We start from the raw sequence: 22,118 nt of genomic DNA on the forward strand, positions 1-22,118 counted from the left end.
CGGAGGAAGACCATGACCCTCACCGACGTCCCCACCGAGGTGACCCCCGAGCGCCTCGCCGAGGCACGCAAGGCCGTCCTCAGCAGCTCGATCGGCGCCGCCCTCGAGTGGTTCGACATCATCGTCTACGCCTCCTTCGCGATCGTCATCGCCGAGAACTTCTTCCCCGAGGGCAACGGCTCGATGGGCCTGATCCTCACCTTCGCGACGTTCGCGATCTCCTACCTCGTGCGTCCCCTCGGTGGCATGCTCATCGGCGGCTACGGCGACCGCCACGGCCGCAAGAAGGCGCTCACGCTGACGCTGCTGCTCATGATGGTCGGCACCGTGCTCATGGCCGCGGCCCCGACGCACGCGATGATCGGTGCGTGGGCCGGCGCCATCATCGTCGTCTCGCGCCTCGTGCAGGGATTCTCCGCCGGCGGTGAGTTCGGCTCGGCGACGACGTTCCTCGTCGAGACGGCGCCGCACCGCAAGGCGTACTACGCCTCGTGGCAGGTCGCGAGCCAGGGCATCTCGATGCTCCTGGCGTCCGCGTTCGGCTACGTCCTGTTCACGCAGCTGTCCAGGGCGGACCTCTACTCGTGGGGCTGGCGCATCCCGTTCGCCATCGGCTGCCTCATCGGCCCGGTCGGTCTCTACATCCGTGCGCGCCTCTCCGAGACCAAGGAGTTCACCGAGAGCACGCCGCACGAGGCGCCCGTCCGCGCCACCTTCACGACGCACCTCGGCCGCGTGCTGACGGGGGCCGCCTGCGTGGGCGTCGCGACCATCTCGGTCTACCTCATCCTCTTCATGCCGACGTATGCCGTGAAGAACCTCGGCGTGCCCGCGAGCGCCGCCTACCTCGGCGGCATCGTGGCGGGCGTCGTCACCCTGGTCGGCGTGCCGCTCGTGGGTCGGCTCGCCGACCGGGTGGGCCCGGCCACGGTGATGCTCTGGGCCGCCGTCGGCGCCTTCGTGCTCGCTTGGCCGCTCTTCGCGGTCGTCATCGCCTCGCCCACCGTGCCGGTGCTCGTCCTGTCGATCGGCGTGCTCGGGCTCATCATGGCCTTCTACTTCGGCCCGCTGCCGGCGCTGCTGACGACGCTCTTCCCGAGCGACGTGCGCGCCACGGGCGTCTCGGCGGCCTACAACATCGGAGTGACGGTGATGGGTGGCATCGCGCCCCTCGTGCTCACCTGGCTCATCGACCTGACCGGCTCGCTCAACGCGCCCAGCGTCTACTACATGGCGGTGGCCGTCGTCTCGCTCGCCGGGCTCACCCTCGCGCGCCGCCGCTACGCAGCCCGCTGACCCGCGGCCCGCTGTCCCCGGTCAGGCGGTCGGGTGGTCAGGCGCGGGTGCGGAGCCGGCGTCGCACGCGCTTCAGCCCGCGACGCACGCGACGGCGGGCACCGGCATACAGCTGCCGCCCGCGCGACGGCCGGCTCTGCTCGTCGTCCGTCAGCGCCCAGTACTCGCTCTTGCGCACGGATGCCGCGGTGGGCTTGCGGAACGGCGGGTCGAGGGTCAGGTGCGGGCGCTCCCAGGCGACGTCGCGCTTGACGACCCTCGCCGGGGATCCGGCCGCGATGACGTTGTTGGGCAGCGGCCGGGTGACGATCGACCGCATGCCGACGACCGTGCCGTTCCCGATCGTCGCGCCACCGAGCACGCACGACCCGAGCCCGAGCCACACGTGGTTGCCGATGACGATCGACCGGGCGGGGTTGGCGCGACGGCCCGTGCGCACGTCGAAGATGGGGTGACCGTCGTCGGCACGGATCTGGATGTCCGAGGCGATCATGACGTCGTCGCCGATGGTGATGGAGGAGCCCTCGGCCGTCGACATCGCCGCCGTCGTCGTCATCGAGACGTTGCGCCCGATGCGGACCGCGCAGCCGTCACCGACGCGGATCGCGGCCCGCAGCGCAGGCACGCCGCGACTCGGACCGATCTCGACGAGGCCGTCGTCGCAGTCGAAGTCGATGCCCAGATCGGCGATGTTGACCGGGCCCGTGACGCGCAGCACGTTGCGCGACCCACGGAACTTGATGCGCACGTGCTTGTCCACGTGCCCGTCGAACTCGATGCGGTTCCCCCGGTCGTCCTGGTACGCCTCGAGGGTCGTCACACGGTTCATGGGCGTGAGCCTAGTGTCGGCTGGGAGGTGGTTGAAAGGCCTACGAACCGGCGGCCTCGCGCCGCATCCGACGAGCCGCGCGGGTGTCCTCCTCCGGTGCGGGATCGGCCACCCGGACCGGCGCCGCGGGGTCGGCGCCCCCGACGGTCAGCGCCGCGATGGCCGTCGTCGCCGGCACGGCGAGCACGAGCCCGATGGCGCTCGCGAGGGTGCGCACGATCTCCTCCGACAGCGACTCGGTCTGCAGCATGTCGAGCAGCGGCCGGTCGTAGAGGAAGAGGAGCAGCAGCACCGGCAGGGCGGCACCGGCATACGCGAAGACGATGGTGTAGATCGTCGAGGCGATGTGGTCGCGGCCGATGCGCATGCCCGACCGGAAGAGCGCCCGACGGCCCATCGAGGGCGCGGCCGCCCGCAGCTCCCACACGGCCGACGACTGGGTGATGGTCACGTCGTTGAGCACCCCGAGGCCGGCCACGATGATGGCGCAGGTGAGCAGCTCGCGCGGATCGAGCGAGGTCGCCACCGAGGCGAGCGCGGCGCCCTCGTCGTCACCGACCCCGCTGAGCCGGGCGCCGTCGACCGCGAGGATCCCGAGCACCGCCGTCACCCCGACGCCGAGAAGCGTGCCCGCGAGCGCGGTGCTCGTGCGCACCGACAGGCCGTGGGCGAGGTAGAGGACGACGACCATGATCGCCGACGAGCCGACGAGGGCCACGAGCAGGCCCGACTGCCCCTCGAGCAGCGCCGGCAGCATGAACTTCACGACGACGAGCCCGCCGACCCCGAGGCCGAGCAGGGCGAGCACGCCCCGCCACCGCGCCACGACGGCCACGACGACGAGGAAGAGGGCTAGCATCCACGCGAGGGGAGCGCCGCGCTCGACCTGCATGAAGGCATACGTCTCGGGCTGGCCACCGGCCGGCGGGGTGCGCAGCAGCTGCACCGTGTCGCCCGCGCGCAGGCCGGAGCCGGTGACGACGGGCGACACGGGGACCGACACGGTCGGCGCCCCGCCGCCCCCACCCGACGGCGCCTCGAGCCGGACGACGAGCGCGCCGCAGGTGGGCGCGTCGGGGTCGGAGCCCTCGGCCCCCTCCTGCCCCTCCTGCCCGTCCGCGCACGCCGGCAGCACCTCGCGCACCTGTCCGAGCGGGAACGTGACGCCCGGGGCCGCGAAGTCGCTGGTGCCCACGCGCGTCGTCCCGGCGGAGCCGTCGGGCCAGTAGCGCACGAGGCCGAAGACCGTCGCGGCGGCCGCGAGCACGAGCAGCACGGTGAGCGCCGTGCGGGCCACGGCGCCGACCCGGACCGGGTCCTGCCCCTCGGGGGTCGAGTGCGCGTGTCCGTGCGCGTGTCCGTGTCCGTGTCCGTGTCCGCCGGGCATGGCCCGAGTGTGTCAGAGCAGACCGTCACCGGCTCGGCCGGTGCGCGGGAGCCGTCGGGGCGTGGGGGTGACGTGGGGGTCACGAGAGCACCGGAGGGTTCCCCGTGTCCGGATCGATGCGCGGCGCGCGCCTGCGCCCTCGTGCCCTCCCGTTAGGCTGACCGCCGTGGACGAGCAGACGGTGGGGGAGCGCGAGCACGTCGTGTCGGAGCGGTGGGTGACGATCCCCAACGCGCTGTCGGTGCTGCGTCTGCTCGGCATGCCGGTGTTCCTCTGGGCCATCCTCTCGGAGCGCGACGGCCTCGCCCTGCTCCTGCTGCTCGTCTCGGGCGTCACCGACTACCTCGACGGCAAGATCGCGCGGGCCTTCGACATGGAGAGCCGCCTCGGCGGCTTCCTCGACCCGATCGCCGACCGCCTCTACATCCTCGCCACGCTCTTCGGCCTCGTCTGGCGCGAGCTCATCCCCGTCTGGCTCGTCGTCGTGCTGCTCGCCCGCGAGGCGGTCATGGTCGTCATGCTCGCCTTCCTGCGCACCCGCGGCCAGCTCGGCCTGCCGGTGCACTTCGTCGGGAAGGCCGCGACCTTCAACCTGCTCTACGCCTTCCCGCTGCTGCTCCTCGCGCACCGGGACGACTGGCTCGGCCACGTCGCCCGCCCCGTCGGCTGGGGCTTCGCGTGGTGGGGCGTCGCGCTCTACTGGCTCGCCGCGATCCTGTATGCCGTCCACGCCCGTCTCGTGCTGCGTGGCGGCCCGCCGCGGGTGGCGACGACATGATGGACGGCGGCAACGGTGCCGGTGGTCCCCGTGGTGCCGAGGGTCCCGGTGGCCGGGAGGGCTCGGGAGGCCGCCGGCCCGACGCGTCGATGACGCTGCTGACGACCATGATGGAGCGCCCGCTCGACCCCGGCTACCAGGAGGCGGCCGACCGGCGCGCGGCGGAGGGACTGCCCCGCGCCACCTCGACGCGGTCGGTCGTCGTCGTGGTGCTCGCGGTGCTCGTCGGCTTCCTCTTCGCCGTGGCCGCGCAGTCGCTTCGGCCCAAGCCGACGGCCGCGGCCGCCGCCAAGGCGACCCTCGTCACCCGCATCGAGGCCCTCCAGGCGCACAGCACCGAGCAGGAGGCGAAGGCCGCCGTGCTCGGCCGTCAGGTGCGCGACTACGAGGCCCTCGAGCTGCAGCAGGCGGGGGGCGGCGACCTCAGCGGGCAGATCAAGCAGCTCGAGGTCGACGCGGCGGCGGTGCCGCTGCGCGGACCGGGGCTGACGCTGACGGTCGACGACGCGGCCTCGGCCGTCGCCGACGCCGACGCCGGCAACCGGCCGAGCAGCGGCTTCGAGCAGGGACGAGTCACCTCGGCCGACCTGCAGATCGTCGTCAACGGACTCTGGGGCGCCGGGGCCGAGGCCATCTCGATCAACGGGCACCGGCTGAGCGCGACCGCCGCCATCCGCTTCGCCGGCCAGGCCATCGTCGTCGACTTCCGCCCCCTGTCGCGGCCCTACGTCATCACCGTCCTCGGCGACCCCCAGGCGATGCAGCAGCTCTTCGAGCCCTCCTTCGCGGGCGTCTACCTCTCCCAGCTGACCCAGGAGTTCAAGATCAGGTCGATCTTCGCCTCGAGCGACACCCTCACCGTCCCCGGCGACGCCGCGGCCCGGCTCGAGGTGGCGCGGCCGCTCGCGCCCGCGAGCCCGTCGGCCACGAGCACCGACCCGCTCCCGTCGGGTCGGGCCGCGTCCGGCACGACCGGCACGACCGGCACGTCCACCCGCTCGCCGAGCGACTCGGCCACCGGCGGGGAGGGCGCGCCGTGATCCCCCTCCTCGGACTCCTGGCCGGGCTCGCCGTCGGCCTCTTCCTCGACCCGTCGGTGCCGATCTGGCTCCAGCCCTACCTGCCGATCGCCGTCATCGCCGCCCTCGACGCGGTCTTCGGCGCGATCCGCGCGATCCTCGACGGGATCTTCAACGACAAGGTCTTCGTCGTCTCGTTCCTGTCCAACGTCGTCGTCGCGGCGTTCATCGTCTTCCTCGGCGACCAGCTCGGCGTCGGGTCGCAGCTCTCGACCGGCGTCGTCGTCGTGCTCGGCGTGCGGATCTTCTCCAACGTGGCCTCGATCCGCCGCCACCTCTTCAGGGCGTGACCATGGGCCCCGACGACCAGCACGACCGGCACGACTCGCAGGAGCCGGCCGCCGCTGCGGCGAGCGCGCCGGACCCGACGGGCCCCGGTGGCCGGCCGCTCGCCGCGAAGAGCGGCGTGTCGGTCGAGGGGAAGGCCGCCTGGACCCGCCTGCGCCGGATGAGCAGCCCGCGCGCCACCCGGGCCAACGTGCTGGGCGGCGTGCTCGCGATCCTGCTCGGGGCCGGCATCGCTGCCCAGGTGCAGCTGACGAACGAGCGCGGCCTCGACCAGCTGAGCCAGAGCGACCTCGTCCGCGTGCTCGACGACATCTCCAGCCGGTCCTCCCGCCTCGACCAGCAGGTGCGCGAGCTCGAGGTGACCCGCGACCGGCTCAAGAGCGGCACGGGCACCGCGGGCGAGGCGCTCGCACAGGCCGAGAAGCGTGTCGACACCCTCGGCATCCTGGCCGGCACCGTCGCGACGACCGGGCCCGGCATCACGCTGCGGATCAGCGACCCCGACCAGCAGGTCGACGCCCCGCTCGTGCTCGACATCATCCAGGAGCTGCGCGACGCCGGGGCCGAGGCCATCGACGTCGGCGGCGTGCGCGTCGTCGCCTCGACGTTCATCGGCGCCCGCGACGGCGACATCCTCGTCGACGGCGTGCCGATCACGAGGCCCATCGTCATCCGCGTCATCGGCGACTCGAAGACGCTCGCCTCGGCGATGACGATCCCCGGCGGCATCGTCGAGTCGGTGCGCCAGAAGGGCGCCAACGCGACCGTCACCGAGCTCGACCGCATCGAGATCACCTCGACGCACCGACCCGCGCCGATGACGCACGCGAAGCCGGTCGAGTGAGCGCTCCGGGCACCGGTGCCCGGAGCACGCGACACGACACGGGCCACCACTTCCTGCGCGGACGGCAGGGGCATGGCATGCTCTCGGGTGCCGACGCATCGACGTCGGCACCGGCGACGCGAAGCCACCGCAGCCACCGCGGCCCCCGAGCGGGGTCGTCCACCGACGAAGGAGCGACATGAGCGACCTGGACTACCCCTCCGACCTGCGCTACACGAGCGACCACGAGTGGGTCCGCGTCGGTGAGGACGGCGTGGTCCGCATCGGCATCACGTCCTTCGCCCAGGACGCCCTCGGCGACGTCGTCTACGTCTCGCTGCCCGCGGTCGGCGACACCCTGGCCCCCGGCGACTCGTGCGGCGAGGTCGAGTCGACGAAGTCGGTCAGCGACGTCTACGCGCCCCTCGCCGGAGAGGTCACCGCGACGAACGCGGCCCTCGACGGTTCGCCCGAGCTGATCAACTCCGACCCCTACGGCGAGGGCTGGATGTTCGAGCTGCGCCTCGCCGACGCCTCCTCGGTCGACGCGCTCATGGACTCCGCGGCGTACACCGCCTCGCTGTCCTGACACCGTCACGCCCCAGCCCTGCTCCGCACCGGCGCAGGGCACTGTGTGGCGGGTCCCGCCACCCCCAGGTCAACTAGAGTGGACGGACCCCGTTCCGACCACCCCGAAGAGGAGGACCGCATGTCGAGCGACCAGCCCGACGACATGAACGTCGAACCCCGCACCATGCGGTTCCAGGGCGTGCCGTCACCGGACGCCGACCACGTCGACGCGACCGCCCCGCGCGGGTTGAGCGCCGAGGACCAGGCCACCATCGAGGCCCTGCGGCCCGGCACCGCGCTGCTCGTCGTGCTGCGAGGCCCGAACACCGGCGCCCGCTTCCTGCTCGACGACGAGCAGGTGGCCGCCGGCCGTCACCCCGACTCCGACATCTTCCTCGACGACGTCACGGTCTCGCGCAAGCACGCGACGTTCGTCGCGCACGACGGCGGCTACCTCGTGCGCGACGCCGGCTCGCTGAACGGCACCTACGTCAACCGCGAGCGCATCGACGAGGCCCCGCTCCAGCAGGGCGACGAGGTGCAGATCGGCAAGTTCCGCCTCGTCTACTACTCGGCCGGAGCCGCGCAGCACGCCCCCGCATGACCCCCGCTGCACCGGACCCCGCGACACCGCCGGGGGAGAAGCGCCTCACGATCGGGAAGGTCCTCGCCCAGCTGTCCGAGGACTTTCCGGACGTGTCGGCCTCCAAGCTGCGCTTCCTCGAGACCGAGGGCCTCGTGCTGCCGCACCGCACGGCATCCGGCTACCGCACCTACACCGAGGGCGACGTCCGGCGCCTGCGCTACGTGCTGACCGCGCAGCGCGACCGCTACTGGCCGCTCAAGGTGATCCGTGAGGCGCTCGACGCCCTCGACCGCGGGCTCTCCGACCCCGGTGACGCCCCGGGTGAGGGCCCGGGTGACGGCCGCCCCCGGCCGCCCGCCCCGACCCCGGACCCGGAAGTGCCCGCGGCCGCCGACCTGCTCGCGCGCCGCGACGTCGTGCTGACCGGGCCCGAGCTGCGCGAGGCGACCGGCATCGACCGCGACACGATGCACGCGCTCGAGACCTACGGGCTGCTCCAGCCCGACGCCGACGGCCACTTCGGCCACGAGTCGCTCGCCATCGCCGCCGCCGCCCACCAGCTCGGCGAGCACGGTCTCGAGGCGCGCCACCTGCGCCCCTTCCGCACGGCCGCCGACCGCGAGATCGGCCTCGTCGAGCAGGTGCTCGCCACGCGACGGGTCACCGGCACGCGCGAGGAGCGGGCCGCCGAGATCGCCTCCGCGTGCATCGCGCTGCACGTCGCGCTCGTCCGCGCCGGCCTGACCCGCTGACCTCACCGCTGCGTGCGGCCCGGCTCCGAGGCCGGGGTACGGTGGAGGAGTGAGAGAGGTCGATGTCCTGGGCGTCCGGGTCGAGATGCCGACGAACCAGCCGATCGTGCTGCTGCGTGAGCGCGACGGCGGTCGCTACCTGCCGATCTGGATCGGTGCGGCCGAGGCCGCCGCGATCACGTACGCGCAGCAGGGCGTCGTGCCACCGCGACCGCTGACCCACGACCTCATGCGCGACATCCTCTCGGTGCTCGGTCACGAGCTGACCGAGGTGCGCATCGTGGCCCTCAAGGACTCCGTCTTCCACGCCGCCCTCATCATCGACGGCCACGCCGAGATCAGCTCGCGGGCGAGCGACGCCATCGCCCTGGCGCTGCGCACCGGCGCCAAGGTGCTCGTCGAGACGGCCATCCTCGACGAGGCCGCCATCGTCGTGTCCTCCGAGGAGGACGACGAGGTCGAGCGCTTCAAGGAGTTCCTCGACCACGTGTCCGCGGAGGACTTCGAGGCACCGGCGCCGGACGACACCGAGGACGACACCGAGCACGACACCAAGCACGACGCCGGGGACGACGGTGCGGGCGAAGGGGAGCCCGGTCAGCCTGGAGCGGGCCCCCACCCTCCCTCACCCTCTAGCTGACCTTGAAGGTGGCGGCCGCTCGTGCGACACGCCGGGGCGGCCCGGCCCCGGTGATTGACCGGAGGGGCGCTGCGGCCTACCGTCAGCAGAACGACGTGACTGTAGTTCTCGTCATGTCGTCTGCGCGGACGCACCACGCGACGCCCAGCCTGAGCAGAGGAGGACGGCATGGCCGCCATCGATGACGCGCGCGACGCCGGTCGGGCCCTGCCCGTCGCGTCGCAGGGCCTGCTGTTCACCGACGACCTGCCCGTCCTCGCCGAGGACTCCGGCTACCGCGGGCCCACGGCCTGCAAGGCGGCCGGCATCACCTACCGCCAGCTCGACTACTGGGCCCGCACCGGCCTCGTCGAGCCGTCCGTGCGCAGCGCCACCGGCTCGGGCACGCAGCGCCTCTACGGCTTCCGCGACATCCTCGTGCTCAAGGTCGTCAAGCGCCTGCTCGACACCGGGGTCTCCCTCCAGCAGATCCGCGTGGCCATCGGCCACCTGCGTGAGCGCGGGGTCGAGGACCTCGCGCAGATCACGCTGATGAGCGACGGCGCCTCGGTCTACGAGTGCACCTCCGCCGACGAGGTCATCGACCTCGTGCAGGGCGGTCAGGGCGTGTTCGGCATCGCCGTCGGGCGCGTGTGGCGCGAGGTCGAGGGCGAGCTGGCCCAGCTGCCGAGCGAGCGCGCCGAGGAGGAGGCTCCGGCGGAGCACCCCGGCGACGAGCTCACCGCCCGACGCCAGGCCCGACGCCTCGCCTGAGCGTCCTCCCACCTGACGTCAGCGGCTCTGCCGCCGCCGTCCCCGGATCCGGCTGGTAGATTCGGGTCTGCCGATCGACCCTGCGTGGGAGAGTCCTCGGGGTGCAGCGCACCTGCGAGGCGCCGAAGGGGCAACATCCCCGGAACCTCTCAGGCGCCAGGACCACGCGGGTGAGGCACCTCTGGAGACACCCGTCCGGGTCTCGACAGACGGGGAGCGTGTGTCGTCCGCTCGTATCCCGTCAGGAGCCCGCATGTCGATCGACCACCTCGCCACCGAGGACACCGCCACCACGCCGTCCCCGTCGGACCCGTCGGCCGCCCCGCAGGCACCTGGTGCGGCACTCGCCGACTTCGTCGGCCGCCACGTCGGCCCCGCCGGCGAGGACGTCGCACGGATGCTCGAGGTCGTCGGCCAGCCGAGCCTCGAGGCCATGTGCGACCGGGCCATCCCCGGCGCCATCCGCTCGACGGAGCTGCTCGCCATCGACGCCGCCGCCAGCGAGAGCGCGGTCATCGACGAGCTGCGTGACTTCGCCTCCCGCAACACCGTGCTCACCTCGCTCATCGGCCTCGGCTACTACGGCACGGTGACCCCGCCCGTCGTGCGCCGCAACGTCCTCGAGAACCCGGCCTGGTACACCGCCTACACCCCCTACCAGCCGGAGATCTCGCAGGGCCGGCTCGAGGCGCTGCTCAACTTCCAGACGGTGGTCACCGACCTGACGGGTCTGGACGTCGCCGGCTCGTCGCTGCTCGACGAGGCCACCGCGGCCGCCGAGGCGATGTCGCTCATGCGGCGCGCCAGCAAGTCCGCCGCGGACGCGGTCCTGCTCGTCGACGAGCGCCTCTTCCCGCAGACCATCGCCGTCATGCGCACGCGCGCCGACGCGCTCGGCCTGCCGCTCGCGGTCGCCGACCTGCGCGAGGTGACGGACGCCGACTCGCTGTCCGCCGCCGCCGACGGCCGGGCCGTCTTCGGCGCGATGGTGCAGTACCCCGACGCCTCGGGCCAGCTCGTCGACTGGACCGCGCTCACCGCCGCCGTCCACGAGGCCGGTGGCCTCGTCACCGCCTGCGCGGACCTGCTCGCCCTCACCCTCGTCACCGCCCCGGGGGAGTGGGGCGCCGACATCGCCGTCGGCAGCGCCCAGCGCTTCGGCGTGCCGATGGGCTTCGGCGGCCCGCACGCCGGCTACATGTCCGTGCACCGCGGCCTCGAGCGCCAGCTGCCCGGTCGTCTCGTCGGCGTCTCGGTCGACGCGCAGGGCCAGCAGGCCTACCGCCTCGCGCTCCAGACCCGCGAGCAGCACATCCGCCGCGAGAAGGCGACGTCGAACATCTGCACCGCGCAGGTGCTCCTCGCCGTCATGGCGAGTATGTATGCCGTGTGGCACGGTCCCGCCGGCCTCGTGGCCATCGCGCGCCGCGTGCACGGCCTCACCGCCGACCTTCGCGCCGCGCTCGTCGCCGGCGGGCTCGACGTCGAGACGACGGCGTTCGTCGACACGCTCACCGTCGTCGTCCCGGGACGCGCGGCCGACGTCACGACGGCCTTCGCCGACCGCGGCATCAACGTGTGGCGCGTCGACGCCGACCGCGTGTCGCTCAGCCTCGACGAGACCTCCACCCCGGCGACGGTCGCCGCCGTGCTGGCGGCCTTCGGCCTCGACACCCCCGCGGGCGACGGGGGAGACGCATCCGGCCAGGGCGACGGCGTGACGCCCGGCATCCCCGCGGCACTGACCCGCACGTCCGAGTTCCTCACGCACCCCGTCTTCCACTCGCACCACTCCGAGACCGCCATGCTGCGCTACCTGCGCCGGCTCTCGGACCGCGACTTTGCACTCGACCGCGGCATGATCCCGCTCGGCTCGTGCACGATGAAGCTCAACGCGACGACCGAGATGGAGGCCGTCACCTGGCCGGAGTTCGCGAACCTGCACCCGTTCGCGCCGGCCGACCAGACCGAGGGCATCCGTGGCCTCATCGACGAGCTCTCCGCCTGGCTCTGCGAGATCACCGGCTACGACGCCGTGTCGCTGCAGCCCAACGCCGGCTCGCAGGGCGAGTTCGCCGGCCTGCTCGCGATCCACGCCTACCACCAGGCCCGCGGCGAGGGGCACCGCCGCGTCTGCCTCATCCCGGCCAGCGCGCACGGCACGAACGCCGCGTCGGCCGTCATGGCGGGCCTCAAGGTCGTCGTCGTCAAGACGGCCGCCGGCGGCACCGTCGACATGGACGACCTGCGCGCCAAGGTCGAGGCGCACCGCGACGACCTCGCCGCGATCATGGTGACCTACCCCTCGACCCACGGCGTCTACGAGGACACGATCACGGAGCTGTGCGAGCTCGTCCACGACGCCGGCGGCCAGGTCTACGTCGACGGCGCGAACCTCAACGCGCTCGTCGGCCTCGCGCAGCCCGGCACGTTCGGCGCCGACGTCAGCCACCTCAACCTGCACAAGACCTTCTGCATCCCGCACGGCGGTGGCGGCCCCGGCGTCGGGCCGGTCGCGGTGCGCGCGCACCTCGCGCCGCACCTGCCGAACCACCCGCTGGCCCCGGAGGCGGGCCCCGAGTCCGGCGTCGGCCCCGTCTCCGCCGCTCCCTACGGCTCGGCCAGCATCCTGCCGATCTCGTGGGCCTACGTGCGGCTCATGGGCGGCGCCGGCCTGCGGCACGCCACGCAGATGGCCGTGCTCGGCGCCAACTACATCGCGGCCCGGCTGCGCGAGCACTACCCGGTGCTCTACGCCGGCCACGACGGCCTGGTGGCGCACGAGTGCATCCTCGACGTGCGGGCCATCACGGCCGAGACCGGCGTCACCGTCGACGACATCGCCAAGCGCCTCGTCGACTACGGCTTCCACGCCCCGACGATGAGCTTCCCCGTCGCGGGCACGCTCATGGTCGAGCCGACCGAGTCGGAGAACCTCTACGAGCTCGACCGGTTCTGCGACGCGATGATCGCCATCCGCGGCGAGATCGAGGCCATCCGCGCGGGCGAGGTCGCGGTCGCCGACAGCATGCTGCGCCACGCCCCGCACACGGCCCTCGCGATCGCGGGCGAGTGGACCCATCCCTACGAGCGCACCGACGCCGCCTTCCCCGTCGGCGTGCACGCGGCCGACAAGTACTGGCCGCCGGTCGCCCGCATCGACGGCGCGTACGGCGACCGTCACCTCGTCTGCTCGTGCCCGCCGCCGGAGGCCTTCGAGAGCTGAGCCGGCGCCCCGGCGACGGTCGTCCGCGGGGTCCCCTCGGGGCCCCGCGGGGACCGGTCCGCCGACCACGGTGTGCGCGCCCCTCGCGCGCGGCCCCCGAGTGTGGTTGTCTCCTCACGTGGGAGCCGACGTCGAGCAGGCCAGGTACACGCGTGAGCAGCGGCAGCAGTACCGCGAGAAGGTCCGCCGCGACCTCGACGTGTTCGAACGCATGCTCGGCAAGAGCGAGTTCGAGTTCGACCGTCCCATGACGGGGCTCGAGATCGAGCTCAACCTCGTCAACGAGGACCTGAGCCCGAAGCTCGACAACAAGACGGTGCTCGAGCAGATCGCCGACGAGGACTACCAGACCGAGCTCGCGCGCTACAACATCGAGCTCAACGTCCACCCCCGGCCGCTGCCCGGCGACTCCGCGATCGAGCTCGAGGGCCTGCTGCGCGAGTCGCTCAACCGGGCGTCCGAGAAGGCCGCCGAGGCGCACGCCGGCATCGTCGCCATCGGCATCCTGCCGACCGTCATGCCCGAGCACTTCGAGGGCGACTGGATCAGCGAGAACATCCGGTATGCCGCCCTCAACAACGCGGTGCTCGACGCCCGCGGCGAGGACGTCTGGCTCGAGCTCGAGGGGCCGACGGGGGAGCGGATCGCGCGCTACTCCGACAGCCTCGCGCCCGAGTCGGCGTGCACGTCGATCCAGCTGCACCTGCAGGTGCAGCCCGACGCCTTCGCCGACCACTGGAACGCGGCCCAGGTGCTCGCCGGGCCGCAGCTCGCGCTCGGGGCCAATTCGCCCTTCTTCCTCGGCCAGCAGCTCTGGGCCGAGACGCGCATCCCGCTCTTCACGCAGGCCACCGACACCCGCTCGGTCGAGCTGAAGAACCAAGGCGTGCGGCCCCGCGTCTGGTTCGGCGAGCGGTGGATCACCTCGATCTTCGACCTCTTCGAGGAGAACGTCCGCTACTTCCCGGCGCTCCTGCCCGAGCTCTACGACGAGGAGCCCGAGGAGGTCTTCGAGCGGGGCGAGGTGCCCGAGCTCAAGGAGCTGCGCCTGCACAACGGCACCGTCTACCGGTGGAACCGGCCCATCTACGACATCGTCGGCGGCCGCCCGCACCTGCGCGTCGAGAACCGCGTCCTGCCGGCCGGCCCGAGCATCGCCGACGTCATGGCCAACGCCGCGTTCTACTACGGCACGATGCGCGTGCTCGCCGAGGAGGACCGCCCGGTCTGGACGCGGATGAGCTTCTCGGCTGCCGAGGCGAACTTCGAGGAGGGCGCCCGGCTCGGCATCGACGCCCGCACGTACTGGCCCGGCCTCGGCGAGGTGCCCGCGACCGAGCTCGTGCTGCGCCGCCTGCTGCCCATGGCCCACGAGGGGCTCGAGCGCTGGGGCGTCTCGTCCGCCGTGCGCGACCGGTTCCTCACCATCATCGAGCAGCGCTGCCTGCGCGGCGTCAACGGCGCCTCGTGGCAGACCGAGTGCGTGGCCCGCCTCGAGTCGCGGGGCCTGACGCGGGACGCCGCCCTGCGCGAGATGCTGCGCCACTACATCGAGGGCATGCAGGCCAACGAGCCGGTGCACACCTGGGAGCTCCCCGACGCCTGAGGCGGTGCCGATCGCGGTGGCCGACCCGTCGAGTGACCGTCAGTCCTCGGAGTAGAGGCGCCAGGGGGACAGGTTGTACATCCCGAGGCAGCGCGTCGAGCGGTGGTGGGTCAGCACGCTCATCGACCCGGCGTCGAGGATCAGCTGCTGCCCGAAGCGCGGGTCGACCCGCAGGTAGGTCGCCGTGAGCACCCGGAGCGCGTGCCCGTGGCCGAAGAGCGCGACGTCACCGTGCTCGAGGTCGGGCCAGACCTTGTCGATGACGGCCTGCGCGCGGGCCGAGACCTGCTCGATCGTCTCGCCCGGCGTGACGCCCGGCGCCACCCCGTCGACGAAGACCTCCCAGGGGTGGCCGACCTCCTCGCTGATCTGCTGGGTCGTGATGCCCTCGTAGGCGCCGTAGTCCCACTCCCGCAGCAGCGGCTCCACCTCGAAGTCGCCGAGGCCCGCGAGTTCCGCGGTGCGCTTGGCCCGCTGCAGGGGGCTGACGAGGACGCGCTCGAAGCGGTGCTTGCGCAGCACGTCGGCGAGCTCGCGCGCCGCCGCCTCGCCGTCCGGCAGCAGCGGCAGGTCGGTGGTCCCGGTGTGCTGCCCCGACAGCGACCACTCGGTCTCGCCGTGCCGGAAGAGGTAGATGTTGCCGGGCACGACGCCGTCGGGGGAGGCCATGGCGCCAATCTAGCGGCGCGGACCCGTGCGGGTCCCTCCCGTCCGGCACGCCGCTCCGGCAGACTCGGGCCATGGACCTGCCCTTCGAGCTGCTCAACGTCTTCTCCATCGCCGGCGACCCCTTCTCGGGCAACCCGCTCTGCGTCTTCACCGACGCCGCCGGGCTGACCGACGCCGAGATGCAGGCGTGGGCCCGGCAGTTCAACCTCAGCGAGACGACGTTCGTCACGAGCCGGAACGGCACCGACGCCGACGTCCGCATCTTCACGCCCGACCACGAGATGCCCTTCGCGGGGCATCCCACCCTCGGCACGGCCGAGGTCGTCTCGGGACTGCACGGTGCGGCGCCGCTCGTGCACCTCGAGCTGCCGGCCGGACGCATCCCGGTGGTGCGCACCGACGACGGCTGGCAGCTCGCCGCCCCCGCCGCGTCGCTGCGGGCGGTGACGGCGAGCAAGGCCGAGCTGGCCGGCGCGCTGGGCATCGACGGCGGCGCCCTCGTGCGCGCTGACGCCGCGTGGGTCGACGCGGGCGTCGAGCAGCTCGTCGTGCGCCTCGACCACGCCGACGCGGTGCGCGCGTGCGACCCGCACGCGCACGCGATGGCCGAGCACATGACCTCGCCGGGACGACCGCCGCACGTCTACGTCTGGGCGTGGACGGGTCCCAAGACGATCGAGGCGCGCCTCTTCTTCACCTCCGGCCAGGCCGTGCTCGAGGACCCCGCGACCGGCTCTGCCTGCGCGAACCTCGGCGGGTGGATGGTCGCGCAGGGCGCCCGCGACGTGTCGGTCGAGATCAGCCAGGGCACGGCCGTCGGGCGGCCGTCCCGCCTCCAGCTCGAGATCGACGCCGACGGCGGCGTGCACGTCGGCGGCCGGGTCGAGCGCGTCGGCCGCGGCAGCGCCGCGGCGGGGGCCTGATCGTGCCCACCTTCGTCGCCTTCCTGCGTGCGGTCAACGTCGGGCAGCGCTGGGTCAAGATGGCGCGCCTGCGCGAGCACCTGGCCAGCAGCGGGTTCACCGACGTCGAGACCCACATCCAGAGCGGCAACGTCCGCGTGACGACGACCCTGCGCAGCGCGGCCAGGGTGGAGGCCCGCCTCCGCGAGGTCATCTCCGAGGAGTTCGGCTTCGACGTGCCGGTCGTCGTGCGCACCCCGACGCAGCTGCGCCGCACCGCGGAGCAGGCCGAGCAGGCGTCCTCCCCGCTCGGCCCGGACGCGCGGCGCTACGTCACGTTCACCACCGGCGGGCTCTCCGGCCCGGGGCGGTCGGCGCTCGAGGCCTGGGACGAGGACGGCGAGCGGGTCGTCGTGCTCGACCCCGACGTGCTGCTCCTCCTCACCAAGCCCGCCCACCAGGCCAAGCTGACCAACGCGCGGCTCGAGCGCCTCACCGGCGCCACCGGCACGGCCCGCGACCTCAAGGTCGTGCGGGCGCTCGCCGAGAAGTGGACCTGACCCCACCCGCCTGCACCGCACCGCACCTGCCGTCTGCTGGGGCGGTCGCCGGCGACCCGTCGGACCGCCACGACCAACGCGGGGAGCGCGCCGTCCCGCGTGCCGGGCGCGGACGGCACACCTCGTGGCGGTCCGTCGGACCCAGAAGGCGGGCGGACGGCATACCTGCTCGGGGTCAGAGGCGCGCGCGGCGCACGAGCTCGAAGCAGACGACCGCGGCGGCGGCGGACACGTTGAGCGACTCGACGCCGGATGCCATCGGGATCGACACCCAGGTGTCGACGAGGTCGGCGACCTCGGGGGTGAGCCCGGCCGTCTCGCTGCCGAGGACGAAGGCCACCGGCTCGGGCAGGTGCGCGGCGAAGAGGTCGTCGTCGCCGTCGGCGTCGAGGCCGACGACGTGGAAGCCGGCGCCCTTGAGGTCGGCGACGGCCTCGGCCGCCGTGAACGCCTTGAGGATGGGCGCCCGGAACGCGACCCCGGCCGACGCCTTGACGACGAGCGGGTCGAGCGAGGCGACGCCCTTGCGCGGCACGACGATGCCGTCGACCCCGGCGGCGGTCGCGGAGCGCAGGATCATGCCGACGTTGGCGGGCGTCGTCACCCCGTCGATCACGAGCACGGCGCGCAGCGACGCGACGTCGCCCGCGAGCGCGACCTCGAGCGGACGCATCCGGGGCGCCACGACGTCGGCGAAGACGCCCTGGTCCTGGCGACCGTTGCCCGCGAGCTTCTTGACCCGCTCGGCGCTCGCGTAGGCCACCTCGACGCCCCGGCGGCGGGCGGCCTGCTGGATCTCGCGCAGCCCGCTGCCGCGTGCCCCGTCGGCGATGACGACCTTGTCGACGTGGACGTCGTCGTCGAGGAGCACCTCGTGCACGGGGTTGCGGCCGTAGACCGTGATGAAACGGTCCTTGGGCGAGATTCCGGGGGTCGGCTCGGGGGTCACCGCGTCAGGATCCCACGGGCGCGCCGGGCCGCGGGAATGGGGGAGGACCCCCGGGTGTTCGGCATGATTGAATCGTCAATCACATGAGGAGCTGGGGAACATGCAGTTCGGGATCTTCACCGTCGGGGACGTCACGACCGACCCGACGACGGGGCGCACGCCGACCGAGCACGAGCGCATCGAGGCCACGGTCGCCATCGCCAAGAAGGCCGAGGAGGTCGGGCTCGACGTCTTCGCGACGGGTCAGCACCACAACCCGCCGTTCATCCCGTCCGCGCCCACGACGACCCTCGCCTACATCGCCGCGCAGACCGAGCGGCTCATCCTCTCGACGTCGACGACGCTCATCACGACCACCGACCCGGTGCGCATCGCCGAGGACTACGCCACGCTGCAGCACCTGAGCAACGGCCGGATGGACCTCATGATGGGCCGCGGCAACACCGGCCCGGTCTACCCGTGGTTCGGCAAGGACATCCGCGACGGCATCGCGCTCGCCATCGAGAACTACGCGCTGCTGCACCGGCTGTGGCGCGAGGACGTCGTCGACTGGCAGGGCAGGTACCGCACGCCCCTGCAGGGCTTCACCTCCACGCCGCGCCCGCTCGACGGCATCGCGCCGTTCGTGTGGCACGGCTCGATCCGCAGCCCCGAGATCGCCGAGCAGGCGGCCTACTACGGCGACGGGTTCTTCTCCAACCACATCTTCTGGCCCGCCAGCCACACGAAGCAGATGGTGGCGCTCTACCGCCGGCGCTTCGAGCACTACGGCCACGGCAGTGCCGACCAGGCAATCGTCGGGCTCGGCGGCCAGGTCTTCATGCGCAAGAACAGCCAGGACGCCGTGCGTGAGTTCCGCCCCTACTTCGACAACGCCCCCGTCTACGGCCACGGCCCGTCCCTCGAGGAGTTCACGAGCCAGACGCCGCTGACCGTCGGCAGCCCGCAGGAGGTCATCGAGAAGACGCTCGGCTTCCGCGAGTACGCCGGTGACTACCAGCGCCAGCTGTGGCTGCTCGACCACGCCGGCCTGCCGCTCAAGACGGTGCTCGAGCAGCTCGACATCCTCGGCGAGGAGGTCGTGCCCGTGCTGCGCAAGGAGTTCGCCGCCCTCAAGCCGACCCACGTGCCGGACGCCCCGACCCACGCGAGCCAGCTCGCCGCCACCTCTCCCGAGAAGGAGCTCGTGCCATGACCACGTTCCACCTCGCCGTCATCACGGCCGGGATCACCCAGCCGTCGTCGACCCGCCTGCTCGCCGACCGCCTCACCGAGGCGACCGTGCGCGCGCTGACCGCCGCCGCCCCCGCCCGGGGTGGCAGCGGCGGCGGTCCGGGTGGGCCGGACGGGTCGGGTGGGCCGGACGGGTCGAGTGGGCCGGTCGAGGTCGTCGTGGAGGTCGTCGACGTGCGCGACGTCGCGCACGACCTGACCAACAACGTGCTCACCGGCTTCGCCTCGCCCGACCTGCAGGTGCGCATCGACGCGATCACCGAGGCCGACGCCGTCGTCGTCGCCACCCCGGTGTATGCCGCCTCGTACAGCGGGCTGTTCAAGATGCTCGTCGACGTGCTGCACAAGGACGCCCTCCGCGACACCCCGGTGCTGCTCGGCGCCACGGGCGGCACGGCGCGACACTCGCTCGCGATCGACCACGCCCTCCGGCCGCTCTTCGCCCACCTCGGAGCCCTCGTCGCCCCGGTGGCCGTCTTCGCGGCGAGCGAGGACTGGGGCAGCGTCGAGGCGGGCCGCCTGGGCGAGCGGATCGACCGCGCGGGAAGGGCGTTCGCCGCCCTGGTCAACGGTTCACCCCGGGCCGCGCACGTCGACCCGTTCGACGACGTCACGCCCTTCGCCTCGATGCTGAGCGACCTGCGCGCCTGATCGGGCGGCACCACGAGCCGAGGGGGAGTGCTCCCCATGGACCGGTCCGACGCAAGCACCTACGGTGGGCGGACCGTCGACAGGAGGAACCTCGTGCTCTACCGCAAGGGTGCTGACCCGGAAGCCCTCGACCGCGTCGCCCGCGAGCTCACCGCGTGTGCCGGGGAGGTCGAGACGATCCGGGCCACCGGGACCCGGGCGCTGGCGGTCATCGGGCGTTCCTGGGGCGGGGCCGACGCCGAGGCCGCGCAGGCCGACTGGCGCACCACTTCGACGGCGCTGACCGCGCTGGGGTCGACCCTCGAGCGCATGTCGTCGCGCCTGTCGGAGAACGCCCGGGGCCAGCGTGCGACGAGCGGCGCCGCGGGCGGGCCCGGCTCACCGGGTGGGCCGCTCGCGCCCGGCACGCTCTTCCCGTTCGGTCTCGGCGGCGCCGCACCGCTCGGTGGCGAGGCCACCGCGCCGCCGCCCTTCGCCGACGGGCTGCGCGGCACCAAGCCGCACGAGATCGACCTCGAGCTGGCCGAGCTGGCGCAGGGCGTCTACGACGGCACGGGCACCGAGGACTTCTCGCCCCTCGACGCCTCGGAGCTCGAGGCCCTCGGTATCGACCCGTCCGCGCTCGACGGCCCGGGCGGGTTCGCCGCCAACATCTACCGGGACGCCGACGGCAACTACGTCCTCGCCTTCGCCGGCACCGACCCGTCGAGCATCGACGACTGGGCGGCCAACGCGCAGCAGGGAGTCGGGGGCCTGAGCTCGCAGCACGTGCAGGCCATCGCGCTCGCGCAGCACCTCGCCACGGCCGTCGGCAGCGACAACATGGTGCTGACCGGGCACTCCCTCGGCGGCGGCCTCGCGAGCACCGCCTCGGTCGCGACCGACGTGCCGGCCGTCACCTTCAACGCCGCCGGGGTGCACCCCAACACGGTCGTCGCCGCGGCCGTCGTCGGGCACCAGGCGCCCGGCATCACGCCCGACCAGGTGCGCAACTACCACGTGCGCGGCGAGGTGCTGACGACGCTGCAGAACCCGCTCGGCTCCTTCACCGACCACGTGCCGGGGCTCGGCGACAACGTCCTGCCCAACGCCCTCGGCACCCAGATCGCGCTCGACCCCGCCGAGGCCCTCGAGGTGCACTCATCGCCGTGGGGTCTCGTCAGCCCGGTCATCGGTGCGGCCGAGACCGTGTGGGACGTCGGCAGCTACGCCATCGGGCAGCACCAGGCCCCGTCCGTCATCGAGGCCATGGAGGCCAGCGAGTACTTCGGCAAGCACTGACCGAGCCCGTCTGCCGGCTCGCCCGCCCCCGGGTCGGCGCTCGGTCGCCCGATGCCCTCGACCTACGCCCCGGCCCGACGGGCCGCCTCGTCGGCGGCGCGCAGGTCTGCCGGCGTCGGGGCGGCGACGTGGCCGGCATACGGCTCCGGGTGACGCTCGAGGTAGGCGGTGACGTAGGGGCACACCGGCACGATGACCCGCCCCGCGGCGACCGCGGAGTCGAGCGCGGCGGCGGCGAGGCGCCCGGCGAGGCCCTGACCCTCGCGCGCCTCGGCCACCTCGGTGTGGAAGAAGACGACGCGCTCGCCGCCGCCCGTGTCGTCGGCGGGCACGACGGCGTAGGTCGCCAGCCCGATGAGGTGGTCGCCGTCGCGCAGCTCGAAGCGCTCGCGCTCCGGCACGTCGACGACGCGTATGCCGTCCGCGTCCTCGCTCATGCCCCCACCCTCGCGCACGCCCCGCGCCGGCTCAACCCCCGCGGCCTGGGGCGCCGCGGATGGAGCCGCGGATGGTGCTGCGCCAGAGGGGGTGATCACCCCGTCAGGCGCAGCACCATCGGCAGCGTCATCGGCAGGTTCATCATCGGGGCCTGCGCGTGGCAGGGTGTGGGCATGGCGAAGTACTTCGACGTGCACCCGGTCGACCCCCAGCCGCGCGCGATCGGCCAGGCGGTCGAGATCCTGCGCTCGCGAGGGCTCATCGCCTACCCGACCGACTCGTGCTTCGCCCTCGGCTGCTCGCTCGACAACCCGGAGGGCAAGGAGCGCATCCTGCGCATCCGCCAGCTCGACGACCGGCACCACTTCACGCTCGTCTGCGCCGACTTCGCCCAGCTCGGGCAGTTCGTGCACCTCGACAACTCGGTGTTCCGGGCCATCAAGGCCGTCACTCCGGGGCCGTACACCTTCATCCTGCCGGCTACCAAGGAGGTGCCGCGGCGGCTGCTGCACCCCAAGAAGAAGACCGTCGGCGTGCGCATCCCCGAGCACCCCGTCGTGCGCGAGCTGCTCCGGGCGCTCGGCGAGCCGATCCTGTCGAGCACGCTGCTCATGCCTGACGACGAGGAGCCGATGACCGAGGGCTGGGAGATCAAGGAGCAGCTCGACCACGTCGTCGACGCCGTCATCGACTCGGGGGAGTGCGGTCTCGAGCCGACGACCGTCGTCGACTTCTCGGACGGCTACCCGGTGGTCACGCGCGTCGGTGCCGGCGACCCGACGCCGTTCGAGTAGCGACACGTCGTCGGACACCCTGTCGCGA

Annotated in this window: 23 protein-coding genes and 1 riboswitch; of the genes, 18 read left to right on the forward strand and 5 right to left on the reverse strand. The window is 73.0% G+C overall.

Going from position 1 to position 22,118, the window contains the following annotated elements; genetic code table 11:
- Positions 1-12: 12 nt before the first annotated feature.
- On the forward strand, positions 13-1,296 hold the full coding sequence (locus ABD979_RS16695) for an MFS transporter (protein ID WP_345508638.1): 1,284 nt from the start codon (positions 13-15) through the stop codon (positions 1,294-1,296).
- Positions 1,297-1,333: 37 nt separating this feature from the next.
- Here ABD979_RS16695 and ABD979_RS16700 read toward each other — a convergent pair whose 3' ends face one another.
- Positions 1,334-2,125: an acyltransferase gene (locus ABD979_RS16700; RefSeq protein WP_345508639.1), complete on the reverse strand. Its 792-nt coding sequence runs from the start codon at positions 2,123-2,125 to the stop codon at positions 1,334-1,336.
- A 40-nt stretch (positions 2,126-2,165) separates the two neighbouring features.
- Complete coding sequence (locus ABD979_RS16705) at positions 2,166-3,512, reverse strand: YibE/F family protein (protein WP_345508640.1); 1,347 nt, start codon at positions 3,510-3,512, stop codon at positions 2,166-2,168.
- Positions 3,513-3,678: 166 nt separating this feature from the next.
- Here ABD979_RS16705 and clsA point away from each other — a divergent pair, with 166 nt between their 5' ends.
- From clsA to ABD979_RS16760, 11 genes are all read left to right on the forward strand, one after another.
- Complete coding sequence (gene clsA, locus ABD979_RS16710; RefSeq protein ID WP_345508641.1) at positions 3,679-4,290, forward strand: cardiolipin synthase ClsA; 612 nt, start codon at positions 3,679-3,681, stop codon at positions 4,288-4,290.
- Between the two features lie 89 nt (positions 4,291-4,379).
- Positions 4,380-5,330, forward strand: coding sequence for a DUF881 domain-containing protein (locus tag ABD979_RS16715; RefSeq protein ID WP_345508642.1), 951 nt, complete (start codon positions 4,380-4,382; stop codon positions 5,328-5,330).
- Positions 5,327-5,659, forward strand: coding sequence for a small basic family protein (locus ABD979_RS16720; protein WP_345508643.1), 333 nt, complete (start codon positions 5,327-5,329; stop codon positions 5,657-5,659). The genes ABD979_RS16715 and ABD979_RS16720 overlap by 4 nt, the downstream gene beginning before the upstream one ends.
- Before the next feature lie 2 nt (positions 5,660-5,661).
- Positions 5,662-6,501: a DUF881 domain-containing protein gene (locus ABD979_RS16725; protein WP_345508644.1), complete on the forward strand. Its 840-nt coding sequence runs from the start codon at positions 5,662-5,664 to the stop codon at positions 6,499-6,501.
- A gap of 178 nt (positions 6,502-6,679) precedes the next feature.
- Positions 6,680-7,069: a glycine cleavage system protein GcvH gene (gene gcvH, locus ABD979_RS16730; RefSeq protein WP_345508645.1), complete on the forward strand. Its 390-nt coding sequence runs from the start codon at positions 6,680-6,682 to the stop codon at positions 7,067-7,069.
- Between the two features lie 120 nt (positions 7,070-7,189).
- Positions 7,190-7,654, forward strand: coding sequence for an FHA domain-containing protein (locus tag ABD979_RS16735; protein ID WP_345508646.1), 465 nt, complete (start codon positions 7,190-7,192; stop codon positions 7,652-7,654).
- Entirely contained in the window at positions 7,651-8,388 is a 738-nt protein-coding gene (gene ftsR, locus ABD979_RS16740; protein WP_345508647.1) for a transcriptional regulator FtsR, read from the forward strand. The genes ABD979_RS16735 and ftsR overlap by 4 nt, the downstream gene beginning before the upstream one ends.
- A 49-nt stretch (positions 8,389-8,437) precedes the next feature.
- Positions 8,438-9,028 carry a bifunctional nuclease family protein gene (locus tag ABD979_RS16745; protein ID WP_345508648.1) on the forward strand — a complete coding sequence of 197 codons (591 nt, stop codon included), beginning with the start codon at positions 8,438-8,440 and terminating at the stop codon, positions 9,026-9,028.
- A 168-nt stretch (positions 9,029-9,196) separates the two neighbouring features.
- Positions 9,197-9,781, forward strand: coding sequence for a MerR family transcriptional regulator (locus ABD979_RS16750; RefSeq protein WP_345508649.1), 585 nt, complete (start codon positions 9,197-9,199; stop codon positions 9,779-9,781).
- Between the two features lie 75 nt (positions 9,782-9,856).
- Positions 9,857-9,956, forward strand: a riboswitch (glycine riboswitch).
- A 78-nt stretch (positions 9,957-10,034) separates the two neighbouring features.
- Positions 10,035-13,007, forward strand: coding sequence for an aminomethyl-transferring glycine dehydrogenase (gcvP, locus tag ABD979_RS16755; RefSeq protein ID WP_345508650.1), 2,973 nt, complete (start codon positions 10,035-10,037; stop codon positions 13,005-13,007).
- A gap of 118 nt (positions 13,008-13,125) precedes the next feature.
- Complete coding sequence (locus ABD979_RS16760) at positions 13,126-14,613, forward strand: glutamate-cysteine ligase family protein (protein ID WP_345508651.1); 1,488 nt, start codon at positions 13,126-13,128, stop codon at positions 14,611-14,613.
- A gap of 39 nt (positions 14,614-14,652) precedes the next feature.
- Here the strand turns inward: ABD979_RS16760 and ABD979_RS16765 are convergent, their stop codons facing one another.
- Positions 14,653-15,282 (reverse strand): histidine phosphatase family protein, encoded by a 630-nt coding sequence (locus ABD979_RS16765; RefSeq protein ID WP_345508652.1) that lies wholly within the window; start codon positions 15,280-15,282, stop codon positions 14,653-14,655.
- Positions 15,283-15,353: 71 nt separating this feature from the next.
- Here ABD979_RS16765 and ABD979_RS16770 point away from each other — a divergent pair, with 71 nt between their 5' ends.
- Both ABD979_RS16770 and ABD979_RS16775 read left to right on the forward strand, forming a co-directional pair.
- Positions 15,354-16,205, forward strand: coding sequence for a PhzF family phenazine biosynthesis protein (locus ABD979_RS16770; protein ID WP_345508653.1), 852 nt, complete (start codon positions 15,354-15,356; stop codon positions 16,203-16,205).
- 2 nt (positions 16,206-16,207) lie between these two features.
- Positions 16,208-16,744, forward strand: a complete 537-nt coding sequence (locus ABD979_RS16775; RefSeq protein ID WP_345508654.1) for a DUF1697 domain-containing protein — start codon at positions 16,208-16,210, stop codon at positions 16,742-16,744.
- Between the two features lie 175 nt (positions 16,745-16,919).
- On the opposite strand, the gene ABD979_RS16780 is transcribed toward ABD979_RS16775, so the two are convergent.
- Positions 16,920-17,693, reverse strand: coding sequence for a TrmH family RNA methyltransferase (locus ABD979_RS16780; RefSeq protein WP_345508655.1), 774 nt, complete (start codon positions 17,691-17,693; stop codon positions 16,920-16,922).
- Between the two features lie 100 nt (positions 17,694-17,793).
- Here ABD979_RS16780 and ABD979_RS16785 point away from each other — a divergent pair, with 100 nt between their 5' ends.
- The 3 genes from ABD979_RS16785 (at position 17,794) to ABD979_RS16795 (ending at position 20,858) form a co-directional block, all read left to right on the forward strand.
- Positions 17,794-18,888: an LLM class flavin-dependent oxidoreductase gene (locus tag ABD979_RS16785; RefSeq protein ID WP_345508656.1), complete on the forward strand. Its 1,095-nt coding sequence runs from the start codon at positions 17,794-17,796 to the stop codon at positions 18,886-18,888.
- Positions 18,885-19,577 (forward strand): CE1759 family FMN reductase, encoded by a 693-nt coding sequence (locus ABD979_RS16790; RefSeq protein ID WP_345508657.1) that lies wholly within the window; start codon positions 18,885-18,887, stop codon positions 19,575-19,577. Before ABD979_RS16785 ends, ABD979_RS16790 begins: the two co-directional genes overlap by 4 nt.
- A 93-nt stretch (positions 19,578-19,670) precedes the next feature.
- Complete coding sequence (locus tag ABD979_RS16795) at positions 19,671-20,858, forward strand: Tle-like phospholipase domain-containing protein (protein WP_345508658.1); 1,188 nt, start codon at positions 19,671-19,673, stop codon at positions 20,856-20,858.
- A gap of 62 nt (positions 20,859-20,920) precedes the next feature.
- On the opposite strand, the gene ABD979_RS16800 is transcribed toward ABD979_RS16795, so the two are convergent.
- Positions 20,921-21,295, reverse strand: coding sequence for a GNAT family N-acetyltransferase (locus ABD979_RS16800; protein ID WP_345508659.1), 375 nt, complete (start codon positions 21,293-21,295; stop codon positions 20,921-20,923).
- 174 nt (positions 21,296-21,469) lie between these two features.
- On the opposite strand from ABD979_RS16800, the gene ABD979_RS16805 reads away from it, so the two are divergent.
- Entirely contained in the window at positions 21,470-22,090 is a 621-nt protein-coding gene (locus ABD979_RS16805; RefSeq protein ID WP_345508660.1) for an L-threonylcarbamoyladenylate synthase, read from the forward strand.
- Positions 22,091-22,118 lie beyond the last annotated feature (28 nt).

The organism is Terrabacter aeriphilus (assembly GCF_039542985.1).
Taxonomy (GTDB): Bacteria; Actinomycetota; Actinomycetes; order Actinomycetales; family Dermatophilaceae; genus Terrabacter; species Terrabacter aeriphilus.